This window comes from Dactylosporangium sp. CA-152071, assembly GCF_050936335.1.
GTDB lineage: Bacteria > Actinomycetota > Actinomycetes > Mycobacteriales > Micromonosporaceae > Dactylosporangium > Dactylosporangium maewongense.
In genome coordinates, this window is record NZ_JBNJMZ010000002.1 from 1,655,101 (window position 1) to 1,666,989 (window position 11,889).

General features: G+C 71.8%; 9 protein-coding genes. 2 read left to right on the top strand and 7 right to left on the bottom strand.

What is annotated here, in order from left to right:
* Positions 1–52 precede the first annotated feature (52 nt).
* Positions 53–892, bottom strand: a complete 840-nt coding sequence (locus ACQEVZ_RS47310; protein ID WP_433380819.1) for a helix-turn-helix domain-containing protein — start codon at positions 890–892, stop codon at positions 53–55.
* A gap of 98 nt (positions 893–990) precedes the next feature.
* Here ACQEVZ_RS47310 and ACQEVZ_RS47315 point away from each other — a divergent pair, with 98 nt between their 5' ends.
* Positions 991–1,953 (top strand): DUF4261 domain-containing protein, encoded by a 963-nt coding sequence (locus ACQEVZ_RS47315; protein WP_433380822.1) that lies wholly within the window; start codon positions 991–993, stop codon positions 1,951–1,953.
* A 20-nt stretch (positions 1,954–1,973) separates the two neighbouring features.
* On the opposite strand, the gene ACQEVZ_RS47320 is transcribed toward ACQEVZ_RS47315, so the two are convergent.
* Both ACQEVZ_RS47320 and ACQEVZ_RS47325 read right to left on the bottom strand, forming a co-directional pair.
* On the bottom strand, positions 1,974–3,089 hold the full coding sequence (locus ACQEVZ_RS47320) for an ABC transporter permease (RefSeq protein ID WP_433380825.1): 1,116 nt from the start codon (positions 3,087–3,089) through the stop codon (positions 1,974–1,976).
* 135 nt (positions 3,090–3,224) lie between these two features.
* Positions 3,225–3,482, bottom strand: coding sequence for a hypothetical protein (locus ACQEVZ_RS47325; protein WP_433380828.1), 258 nt, complete (start codon positions 3,480–3,482; stop codon positions 3,225–3,227).
* Between the two features lie 301 nt (positions 3,483–3,783).
* Here ACQEVZ_RS47325 and ACQEVZ_RS47330 point away from each other — a divergent pair, with 301 nt between their 5' ends.
* Positions 3,784–4,272, top strand: coding sequence for a hypothetical protein (locus ACQEVZ_RS47330; RefSeq protein ID WP_433380831.1), 489 nt, complete (start codon positions 3,784–3,786; stop codon positions 4,270–4,272).
* Positions 4,273–4,288: 16 nt separating this feature from the next.
* On the opposite strand, the gene ACQEVZ_RS47335 is transcribed toward ACQEVZ_RS47330, so the two are convergent.
* The 4 genes from ACQEVZ_RS47335 to ACQEVZ_RS47350 all read right to left on the bottom strand — a co-directional run bounded on the left by ACQEVZ_RS47335 (position 4,289) and on the right by ACQEVZ_RS47350 (position 11,831).
* Positions 4,289–8,497 (bottom strand): hypothetical protein, encoded by a 4,209-nt coding sequence (locus ACQEVZ_RS47335; RefSeq protein ID WP_433380834.1) that lies wholly within the window; start codon positions 8,495–8,497, stop codon positions 4,289–4,291.
* Positions 8,494–8,814, bottom strand: coding sequence for a hypothetical protein (locus ACQEVZ_RS47340; RefSeq protein WP_433380837.1), 321 nt, complete (start codon positions 8,812–8,814; stop codon positions 8,494–8,496). Before ACQEVZ_RS47340 ends, ACQEVZ_RS47335 begins: the two co-directional genes overlap by 4 nt.
* Positions 8,815–9,026: 212 nt before the next feature.
* Positions 9,027–10,055 carry a tetratricopeptide repeat protein gene (locus tag ACQEVZ_RS47345; RefSeq protein WP_433380840.1) on the bottom strand — a complete coding sequence of 343 codons (1,029 nt, stop codon included), beginning with the start codon at positions 10,053–10,055 and terminating at the stop codon, positions 9,027–9,029.
* 225 nt (positions 10,056–10,280) lie between these two features.
* Entirely contained in the window at positions 10,281–11,831 is a 1,551-nt protein-coding gene (locus ACQEVZ_RS47350) for a hypothetical protein (RefSeq protein ID WP_433380843.1), read from the bottom strand.
* Positions 11,832–11,889: the final 58 nt, after the last annotated feature.

Consider the following 11,889-nt stretch of genomic DNA (forward strand, 5'->3'; position numbering starts at 1 on the left):
CTTTGGGATGCCCCCAAATTAGCGTTTCGAGAGCTGTCGCTCTTGTAAGAAATCAATCGGCCGGCAGCGGCCAGCCGTCGAACACGTGGCCGGGATGTTCGCGCAGGAACCGCCGCCGGACTTCGACGTACCGGGTCGGCGTGAGCCCGGTGAACGCCCGGAACTCGTGGCCGAAGTGGGCCTGGTCGAAATAACCTGCGTCACCGGCGAGTTCGCCCCAGTCGATCGGTCCGGCGGGGTCGATCGCGAACACGGTGGCGGCGAAGCGGTGGGTGCGGGCCAGCCGCTTCGGCGTGACGCCGATGAGCTCCTTGAACCGCTGCGCCAGATGGGTGCTGCTGACACCGGCTGCCACGCTCAGGTCGCCGATCGCCACCGCCCCGCCGGTCGCCGCGATGACGCTGCTCGTATGGCGGACCAGGCCCAGGCCGGCGGTCTCGCACAGCCGTCGCATCAGCTCCTCCTCGAGCAGCGTCAGCATCGCGTGCGGTCCGTCCGCGGTGGCCAGCCGGTCTCGCAGCTCAGCAACGGCGGGCCGGCCCCAGACCTGCTCCACCGTCACCGGCCGGTCACACAGCTCGGCCGCGGGCATCGGCAGGAACGGCGCCAGCCCCCACGGCTTGACGTGCACGCCGACGGACCGGGTCGGGAGTGGGTAGCTGAACTCCAACGCGCGGGTGGGCGTGGTGACCACGCAGCCGTCGGCGTAGTCGGCTGTCTCGATGTCGGTGCCGGCGCGGATGCGGAACGGCGCCCCGAGGTTGACGATGAGCAACGCCGCCGGCATCGGCGGCAGCGTCAGCCGGGCGTACGGCGGCGCACCGTCCAGGTAGTACAGGTCGTCGATCAGCCCGTCCAGCGGCGGTCGCGGCACTCTGGACACGTACTCCACGCCCACAGCATCCCCGACGCCCCGCCGGCATCGCGCGCCGGGGATGGTCCAGCAACGTCACACCAGCGGGCTCGCACAGGGGTACTACCCTCCGCGGCATGTCTGAAGATCATGTGTACGGTGTGCGGCTCTTCGTCCCCGGGGTCGCGGCGACGATGGCGCAGTGGCAGGACTCGCTCGGACGGTCCGGGCTGACCCTGGACGGCAAGTCGCTCACATCGCAGCGCCTCGGCTTCCGCGCGCCGGTGGACTGGGTGGAGAACGACGGCTCGTTCGGCCAGGCGTTCGGCTACGGCACGATGTCGGCGCAGGAGCAGTCCGCCGTCGCCGCGGCCGGCAGCGCTCTGGTCCTGGATCTGCCGGTGTACCTCGGTGCGGCGGCGGACGAGGTCGCGACGCTGATCGCCGCGCTGGGCGACGCCGGAGCGCTGGGCGTGCGGCTCGAGCAGTCGAAGCTGGGCTGGTCCGTCCCGCACTGGCTGGAGAGCCTCGAGGGCTGCGACCCGTGGCTGCTCTACCGGTGCGCCGTCGTGGTGCTGCAGGACGGCGGTGTGTCGCGAACCTGCGGCATGCACGCGTTCGGGCTGCCGGACGCGGAGGTCGAGGCCGCACCGTCCGAGGCCAACCGGCTCCTCGGCGAGCTCAACGTGTACCAGCTGGACGAGGACCCCGTGCTGGTCAGCGGCGACACCTTCCGGCCCGACCTGGACACCCCTCGCCGCCGCCTCGAGCGCTGGCCCGACGACGGGTACCCGACGGGCCACCCCTGCAACAACCCCTTCGGCACCTGGCGTCTGGGCCCCGAGGGAGGCGAGGCGGATCCGCGGCGCGAGCTTCGGCCCGTGTTCATCCCCGCGCTGGTGGCCCTCCTCCACGCCGCCGAGGCGGAGGCCGGCCGGCACCTGCAACGCGAAGAGGTGGAACGCATCACCAACGAAGGCGCCTGCATGATGATGACCCACGCCGACGCGCAGCAGCTCGAACGCAGCCGCGGCTACGCGGACCTCGAGCCCGACCTCGCCTGGTGGCAGTGGCAGCTCGTCCGCGAATCGCAAGGCTGACACCGCAGCGATCCCGGCGGTCAGGTCGGTGCGGACCGGAGGGTTTCCACGACCGGGTGGCGGGTGGCGGCAATCGCGGGGACGGCGGTGAGCGCGGCGACGGCGAACAGGACGCCGAGTGCGGTGGGCAGCCGCCGCGACAGCCGGATGCGCCACCGCCGGCGCCGCGGTGGCGCCGCGCCGTCGGCCAGCGCGTGGGCGGTGCTGGTGGTGGCGGCGCGCACCACCGGCACCAGCGTCGCCGCCACTGCGATCGTGAGGGCGAGGGCCGTGACGGCGACCGCCGTGCGCAGCGCGGGTGGCTGGGCGTTGACGGAACCGACGAGTCCGGCGCTGGGGCGGATCAGCACGGGTGCGGCGAACCAGCCCGCGGCCAGGCCCGTGGCGGCGGCGAGCCCGATCACGAGGTACTCGGCGAGGTGGACGGCGGCGATCATGGCCGGTCCGGCGCCGGCGGCCTTGAGCAGCCCGACCCGGCGGCGTCGGGTGATGATCCGGCCCGCGACGATGCCGGCGACCCCGGCCAGCGCGAGGCCGCTGAGCAGCCAGCTGCCGACGAGCAGCGTGATCTGCGCGTCGCTGTACAGCCGGCCGTTGAGGTGGCCGATCTCCTGCCACGTGGTGAGCTGGTCGCCGACGGCGTACGTGGTGCTGGCCGCCGGGTCGGCGAGCTTGAGGTTGAGGGTGTACGACAGCGGCCGGCCGCCGGCGAGTGTGGCGATGTCGCTGCCGTCGACCCAGACGAGGCCGCCGCGCTCGACCAGGATGCTGCCGGGGTAGTGCCATCCGGCGTACGGGTACGTCGCTCTGGCGGCCGTGACGGCGGTCCCGGTCACGCGCCGCGGATGGCCGCCGATGTCGACCGTGTCGCCGGTGCGGATGCCGAGGGCGTCGGCGAAGGCGCGCTCGACGACCACGCCGCCGGGGCGTACCCAGGTGCCGCCGGTCACGGCGGGCCGGTCGATCGGTGCGGGTGCGGTGTCGCGGCCCTGGACGACGGCGTGCGCGGACGTGCCGCCGGCCGTCATCGTCAGGTACGCGATCGGGAAGGGGCCGCTGTGACCGGTGACGCCGGCCGCGGTGGTCAGCGGTGCGAGCTCGTCCAGCGCGGCCTGGCCGGTGGCCCGGGGTGTCACGATCACGTCCGGGCCGGCGGTGGCGGTCCGGGTCTGCTGGAACGGCCGTTCGGCGAGCTCGTTGAGGGTGAGGCCGAGGGCCAGCGTGGCGGTACCGCCTGGTCAGCCCGCGCGCCCGCAGCACCGTCGATCCGGTCACTCCCCCGCCTTCCGTCCGGTCCGGTCACGCGCGGTCCAGATGCGCTCGCACGCCTCCAGCCACTCCAGGTCGGCCCGCAGCCGCAGCACGACACCCTCCAGCAGCAGCCCGGCGACCGGGTCCATCGACCGGTCCAGCGCGGCCCGCTGCGCGTCGCGGAGCCGGCGCAGCACCTCGCGCCGCTGGGCGTCGACCAGGGCCACGGGATCGGCCAGCCGGGCGGCCTCGGCGGCCACCACCCGGCTGCGCGCCATCAAGGCCGCGCCCCGCTTGAGCGGAGGACTCGCATGAGCCCGCCTGAACCCGCTCGGTGCGATGCTCGATGACGCCGGCCCCGGCCGGCCCCAAGTCCCGGTGTGGTCGTCCATGGCCACCGCCGCGATGCTGGTCGCCGTGGTGGGACCAGTACTGCTGACCCTGGCCCTCGCCGCTCAAGGCCGGCGCTCGACAGGTGGCCGGCCGCTGCCGGCCCACTGCCCGACTTGCGGCGCCCCGTCAAACTCCGCGTAGTACGCCACCGGCGGTCGGATGCACACGGATGGAAGGACGCACGGCGTGGAGGAATGGGAGTTCGACGACGACGTCATGGAGCGGTTGACGGCGTCCGACGGGTTGACCGTCGAAGCACCCACGTTTCGGCCGGACCTGGCACAGGCGGTGGTGACTGCACTGCGCGCCGAGTACGACATCGATGTCGTGGTGGGCTGCCTGTCGCTGGGAACGCTGCCGACCCTGCTCGAGACCGCAACGGCCGAGCCCGACGAGGAAGCCCGTGACCTGCTCGACGAGGTCATCGAGCAGCTGCTGTCGTCCCAGCCCGACGAGGGCTACGCCGCGGTCCGGCAATGGGCGGCGGCCGACGACCCGCGCGTGCGCGCCGCCGGGCACCTCGGCCTCGGCCGCTTCCGCGCCGCCGGCGGCGACTCCTGGCTCGCCGGCGGCTGGCGCGACGAGGACGAGGCGCTCGTTGAGCACGGGCTCGCCGACTCCGACCCGGCCGTCCAGGCGGCCGCCCGCACCGCATACGTGACCGCCGACGAGTGATCTGGACGGGTGACGGTCAGGTGAGGAGGGCGAGGAGTTCGTCGGCGGCGGCTGTCGCGGCGACGCGATGGATGCGCGCGAGTGCGTCGAGCGCTGCTGTGATTGGTTCGGTCCGTAACGTCTCGGCGATGAGCGCGGAGCATGCCGGGTGTTCGGGTGCGGTTTGAGCGAGCAGCAGCAGCGTTTCCCGACGTCGTGACGGTTGACTGGTCGCCCTGATCGCCGCGGATGCCGCCGCGATGAGGTCATCGACGAGGTCGAACCGACCGTCGCGTCGGGCATCTTCGATCGCCGTGATGAAGTCCTCCGGCGTTGCGCTCGAGGCACGGGGTTCCGCGTTGGTGGGCGCCGATTGTGCGGTGCCGGCGGTGCGGGCCTCCGCCGTGTCGGTGAGGATTCGGTGTGCCCATTGCCGCAGTGGGTGGTCGTCGATGCGGTTCGCGTCTCGGGTCAGGCGGTCGAGGTCGGCGGTGCGGGCGCCGTGCAGCACGATGGCGAACCATGCGTGCGCGGCGCCGCTTGGCAGGCGTACCTGGGCGGCCGCCTGTTCGGCGGTTGTCAGGTCGCCCGCGGCGGCGGCTCGGGCCGCAGCGTCGATGAGTGTGTCGGTCCGGCGGTCTGGGATGTCGATTGCGGTGGCCAGGTCGATGGCTCGGGCTGGTGAGCCTGCGCTTGCGACGTGGGCGAGGGCCAGGGCTCGCTGGTCCGGGTGGTTGATCGCTCGGGCCACCTCGGTGGCGGCGTCGAGATTGCCTGCTGCGATGGCTGCTGCGACGTGGGCCTGCTCGGCGCGGGAACGTTCGTCCGGGTTGCTGATGGTGGCGGACAGGTGACGCATGACAGCCAGCAGTTTGCCGGTGGTGGCGTGGTCGGTGTCGCGGGCCGCGACCCGCACGCGGTCGGCAAGCCGCTCGACCGGTCCGCAGGTCAGCGGTCCCACCTCGGCCAGCAGGGCGGCCGCGGCCGGCGGTTGCATAGCCATCGCGACCGCGACGAACGCCTGGGCCCGTTGGGCCGGGTCGGTGACGAGCCGGGCCGCGTGTTCCGCGGCGGCGGTGAGCCGGGCCGATCGCGCGGGGTCGGCGGTGAGGGTGCATGCCGCGGAGGCGAGGGTCTCGGCCTGCCATTGCGGATCGGGCACGGCGCGGGCAGTGGCTGCGGCGAGGTCCAGCAGCGCCCGGCCGCGGTCGTTCTCACCAGCGGTGACGGCACCGTCTGCGACGAGGATGAGCAACTCCAGGTCGCCGTGCTCACGGGCGATCTCCTCGGCCGGGCCGAGGTCGCCGTGCTCGATCGCGATCGAGGCGATCCGCGGGACCGCGCGTGCTCGGACCTCGGGGTCGCCGATCCGGTTGGTCGCGGCGGTCGCGGCGGCGTAGTCACGGCGGGTCGCGTGAGCCAGAGCGATCTTCTGATCCAGCCGGTCGTGGCTGCCGCTGGGATGGCGGATCAGTTCGGCGGCCCGCTCGGCGGCGGCGAGGTGCCCGGCGTCGGCGGCTGCTTCGACAATTCGACAGAGGGCGTCATGTCGCCGGTACGGCTCGGCAGCGGTTACGGCGGCCGCCGCGGCGGTGTCGGCGTCGCCGAGCTCGGCCATCGCCGTGACCGCGGCGTAGAGCGGATCGTTCCGTCCTGCGGGTTCCTGGCGGGCCGCGACGACGACCGCGTCGGCGAGCGCGGTGCGGGCCTCGACGACGTTGCCGCGTTCGCGGTGGATGAGCGCCACGGTCACCAGTCCGTCCGCCCTGCCGGTCTTGGCGGCGTCGCGCCCTTCGACCTCGGCGACGGCGATGTCGCCCAGGGTCGCGATGGCGCGCACCGCGCTGAGCCAGGCGTCCCACTGCGACGTGTCAGCGTCGGGCTCGGGCCGGACCAGTGCCTCGGCCAGCGCTGCCAGGCACGCCTCGGTGTGCTCGCTCGTAGCGGTGGCGATCGCTGCGAGCGAGCTCATCCGCTCGAACGGATCGGGCACCGCCATGGCCCGCGTCACTGCTTGCTCCGCATCGCCGACAGCGGCGAGGGTGCTGACCAACTTTGTGTGGTCGAACCAGCGCCCACCGGTGAAGGCTTCGGCGGCAGCGGTGTCGATCCAGGTGCGGGCCCGGGTCTGGTCGCCTCGCTCATACATCGCCCGAGCCAGATCGGCCAGCGCCGAGGACCCGAAGGACAACGACAGACGCTCGGCCCTGACGACGTCGCCGGCGGCTACGGCGGCCAGTGCGATCTTTTCGAGGACGTCGTGACGGCGGTTCCGGATCGCGTCCGCGACGGCCTCGGCCTGATCGAACTCGCCGGCGTCAGCCGCGGCGACCGCCGCCCGCTCGAACAGGTCGTCTTCGACCCGCCAGGGATCGAGGATCCGCACATCCGCCATCTGCGCCGCAGCCGTGTCCTCGTCGTCGCTGGGCAGGTCTGGTCGCCTCCGGGCCCAGACGATGGAGTTCCACAGTGCGGCGCGTTCGTCGGGATCGGTGCTCGCGAACGCGCTGCGTTCGGCCGCGCGCAGCAGATGGCCGGCGCGGTCGGTGTCACCGCGACGAGACGCGGTGCGGGCCTCATCGACGAGCGCTTCAACCGTGAGCCCGGGACTCTCCGTGCGGTCTGCCGGCTCGGCGGGAGGTAGCGGGCTCGGCACGGCGGGGGTGGCCGCGGCCTCGGCGATGGCCGCCAGGGCGGCGTCGCGTTGGGTCGGGTCCGGGATCGACCGGGCCAAGGCGTCCGCGCGGGCCGACTCGCCCAGCCTGGCCCACAAGGCCGGCAGCGGCACCGGAATGTTGCGGTTCCGGCGGGTCAGCACCGAACGGTGGACGGCAAGACGGGCCAGAGCGACGAGGTCCGGGCGACGCTCGCCGGCCAGAGCATCCTGGGCTGCGACGATCTCCGTCAGTGCGGCACCGTCCGCGCCCGACCGGTCGAGCAGACGGGCGTGCCGGGTCGAGTCGGTGGCCAGCGCGACGATCCTCGGGAGGTCCTTGGTGTTCAGCAGCAGGCCGAGGTACCCCTGCAGGAGGTATCCGGGTGTGTCCACCGGCCAACGCCGCCGCCGGTACGTGTCGGCCCAGTCGTGCAACTGTTGGCGGCGCGCGTCCAGCGCGCGGTCGCCAAGCAGGGCAAGGGCCTCTCGCTGCAGCTCCTCGTGACCCAGCACGTAGGTCTCGGCGCGATTCGGGTCGCGTTGGTGTGTGCCGCCGGGTTGATCGCCCTGACGCGGATCGGCCGAGGCCCAAGGGTCGCGGCGGACGGTGAAGGTACGGCCGGCGACTGCGCCCAACCGGTCTTCGACCTGCCACGGGCGGCGGCCGGTGAGTTCGGCCAGGTCGGCCGCGCTCAGGCCGCCTCCGGCCGCGGCGACGAACGCCAGCAGGTCACCGTCGGGGTTGTCGGCGGCGAGCAGACGCTTGAGCTCGTGTTGGGCTGTGGTCCGGATGACGGCGGCATGTGGGGAGGGGGTCAGCGGGCGAACGATCGCCGGGTCGCGCAACGGATGGCCCGGCGGCACGTCTGGCGGCAGCGGCGGGTTCGGCCTGCCGGTGACGATGACCCGCAGGCCGGCCGTAGGCCGGGCGGGCAGCAGGGCGGCGATGCTGTGGCCATCGGGTCCGGTTGCGGTGCCGTGGTCCTCGTCCAGGCCGTCGACGACGAGGACGAGGCGCTCACCACGGGCCTGGCAGTCCGCTGCCGCCTCCTCCAGCACGGCGAGCAGATGAGCCTCGCGAGTGGCGGGCGTCAGCAGCGCGGGAGCCGGGCGGCCGAGCAAGGTCAGGAGCTGTTCCAGCACGACGTCAGCGAAGGCGACGCTGTCGTCCTGACGGGCCAGTCGCGCGGTGACGAAGAACGACACCAGCCGCACGTCCGGCGGAGGGTGCAGCACAAACCAGGCGATGAGGGCCGACTTGCCGACCCATGCGGGGGCACGCAGCCACAGGTACACGTCTGCGTCCGGCGCGGTGCAGAAGTCTCGCAACGCGGCCAGCTCCGCCTCGCGTTCCAGTAGCTCGGCGGGGGCGATGCGGGCCACCTGCTCCAGATACGCCGACCTGACCGGCTGAACCGGCGGCAGCGGACTGGCGGCCTGGTGATACTCGATCGTCACGTTGCCTTCGACGACTCCGGTGTTCGCGAAGCCGCCGTTGCTGGCTGTGGCACTGCCGGAGTCATTGACACTGATCCGACCATCATCGGACACGGCCGAAACGGCCTGGCCGGACGCGTCGAGGTCGGTCACGACCGCGAGCGACGCACGACACCGGAAATGGCGGATGAGCCGGTGCCCTCGGCGACGGCGTCTCCGGACCTGACCACCCGCACCGGTCCACCGTCCCCGGTGAGATCGGCCCCGGTCACAGCCTGACCGCCACCCGTCGCCTCAGCGTCGCCGGTGTCCTCGACATGATCAGGGTCGGACATCGATGCTCCTCCAGCCACCGGCAACAGATACGGAGCGCCCAACGCCAGCAGCGCCACCACAAGCCCCGCAACACTGATGAACGCGTCCGCCTCACCGGGGCCAACCACGACCAGGTACACCGACACCCCGACCACGAGCGCACCGAAGACCGCCCGCCCCGCCCACACCCACCGCCGACTCCGAACCGGCATCACGATCCACCCCCTGCCGCGCTGGCCCACAAGCGACGCACGGTCAGCGTATAAGCACCCATCAACCTGAGGTGATCATGCAGTCACCCATTCGAGATCCCGCGGTCGCGATACCACCTGACGGACGGCGACGTCAGGCGCGTTGACGATGGTGATCACGAGGGCGGGACCCACGACGTCACGAACTGGTCGAGGAAGGTCCGGATTGTTGCCGGGTCGATTCGGGCGATCTGCTCGAGCGGGGTTGTCCAGCGCCCGACGGCGAGCGCTTCCGCGATCAACCTTCGGGCGCGGTCGGGTTCAACGACATCGGCAAGGTTGGCCAACGCCGCCGCCTGCGACCACGGATCGGAGTCGGACCGAGCGGTCTGTTCAGCTCGCGCTGCCAGGGCCGTGGCGCGCTCATGGTCGCCGGCGGCGGTCACAGCGGCAACCAGCTCGACCAGCGCCTTCGCCCGCCAGTACGGCTCAGCGATGTCCTGGATGACCTGTTCCGCGCGGGCAGCCAGTGCCTTGGCCTTCGGGTGGTCGCCGGCGGCCGTGGCTGCCCCGACCAGGCCGATCAACGCGCGCGCATGCTCGTCCGGGCTGGCGACGATGCGGACCTGCGCTATGAGGGCCTCGGCTCGTTTGTGGTCGCCGGCAGCGGCGAAGGCAGTAGCCACGCCGATCAACGCATGTGGTTGCCGGTAAGGGTCAACGATGGATCGCGCCATCTTGCCGCTCCGGATTGCCGAGGCTTGTGCCTCGGCGTGACGGCCGGCGGCGGCCGCCGCCGTAGCCAGCCCGGTCAACGCCAGTGATCGCCAGTACGAGTCGGCGAGGGACCGGGCGATCTCCTCGGCTCGGTCGTGATCGCCGATGACGGCGAGCGCTGTGGCCACCTCGGTCGACACATGCACCTTGCGATCCTCTTCGCCGGTGGTGGAGCGGATCTTCTGTTCGGCTTCGATTGCCAGCGCTTTGGCCCGGTCGAGGTCACCGGCTGCGGCGATCGCGGTTGCCAGATCAGTCAGGGCCTGTGCCTGCGCCTCCTGATCGGCCAGGGAGCGGGCGATCTCGGCGGCACGCTCGTGGTCACCGGCGGCGGTGACTGCGGTGGCAAGCCCATGCAACGCCCGTGACCGCTTGTCCGCATCGATGATGGAGCCGGCCAGCTGTTCGGCTCGGGATGCCAGCGCCATTGCCTTGTCACGGTCGCCGGCCGCGCTGAATACGGCGATCAGGCTGGTCAGCGCCCGCGCCTGCTGGTCAGGGTCGCGAGTGGGGAAAGCGTGTTCTGTTCGGCCTGGAGTGCAAGGCGTCTGGCTCGGTCGTGGTCACCCGCTGCGGTGGCCGAGGTGGCCAAGTTGGTCAACGTGGCGGGCCCGAAGAGTGAGTCGGCTCCGGAGCGGGCGATCTGTTCGGCTTCAGATGCCATGCCCTGGGCCCGGTTGTGGTCGCCGGCCACGTCGAGCGCGGTGGCGAGCTCGAACAACGCTCGCCCACGCGAGTACCGGATGAGGGAGCGGACAATCAGTTCGGCCTCGGTTGCCAGCGCCCCGGCCTTGCCAGGAGAGGCGTAGCGCGGCCAGCAGGTCAGGTGGCGGCTGTGCGATCAGCACCGAGAAGGCGGTGGCGATGTCGGTGAGCGCCGCGGTGTCAGCCCCGGTGATGCCGAGGAGCCGATCCTGGCGCGTGGTGTCGGTGACAAGGGTGACCAACCGGGAAAGATCGCCGAGCTCGGCGAGCAGCCGGGGGTAGCCGTTGAGGAGATATTCAGGTGTCGTGGGCGGCCAACGTTCGCCGCCGGGTGGAGTGCGGTAGCCGTCGGCCCAGCTGTGCAGCCGCCGCTGGTAGCCGACGATGCGGACCCCGATGTAGCTGATCGCGGCCGCCTGGAGCTCTTCGTGCCCGAGCAGGTAGACGTCGCGCCCGGTCGTCGGGTTCCATTGCGCCAGGCGGCGGGTAAGGGTTCGCCCGGCGACGGTGTGGAGAACGTCTTCGATGTGGACCAGCCCGGCTCCGGTCAGCTCACACAGGTCGCCGCTGGACAGGCCACCGCGGGCAGCGGCGAGAAAGCCGAGCAGATCCTGTTCGACCTGCGTGCCCTTGAGGAGGCGTTTGATCTCGACCTGCCCGAGACGTTGCAGGTCGCGGGCGTGCGGCGAGTCGTCGAGGAGCCGGATGATGCCGGGGTCGCGCAGGGGGTGCCAGTCGGGGACGTCGTCCGGGACGGGTGGGTTGGGACGGCCGGAGACGATGATCCGCATGCCCGCCGGTGGGTTGGCAGGTAGGAGTGCGGCGATGCTGTGGGCGTCGGGTCCGAGGGTGACACCGCGGTCTTCGTCGAGACCGTCCACGATCAGGACCAGACGTCCGCCGGCGGAGTGGCAGCCGGCGGCGGCTCGGGCCAGAAGGTCGTGCAGGTGCGCTTCGCGAGTGGCTTCGTTCATCGTCGCGGGCAGGTCCTGCCCGATCAGGGCGGCCAGTTGCTCGAGAACGACGGTGGTGAACGCTTCCCGGGTGTCCTGCCCGGCCAGCCGGGCCGTGATGAAGAACGACACGACCCAGATCCGCCCGGCACGCCCTTCGCCGGCGTGGAGGACGAACGTCGACAACAGCGCCGACTTCCCCGCCCACGGCCCGGCCCGCCACCACACATACGGACCACGCTCACCGTCCACACAGAACGCGGCGAGCTCCGCCAGCTCCGCGTCCCGGCCCAGCAACACCGGCGGAGCGATCCGCCTCACCTGCTCCCGATACGCCGACCTGACCACCCGAACCAACGACACCGGGTCGGCAGCGTGGAAATGCTGGTGAACCTCGGTCGTCACGCGTCCATGGTATTGATTTGTCTGGATATTATGGTCACCGATCTGCGCACCCTGGACCGACTCGATTCCGACGTCGAATCGCCCGGCAGCGGGCCGCCGGTCAGGCCCAGACGAGGGAGTCGTGCCGGACGAGGCACTCACCGACGCCACACCTCCCGCCACTCGCATCCCCGTCTGATTCTGACGGACGGACAGCCCG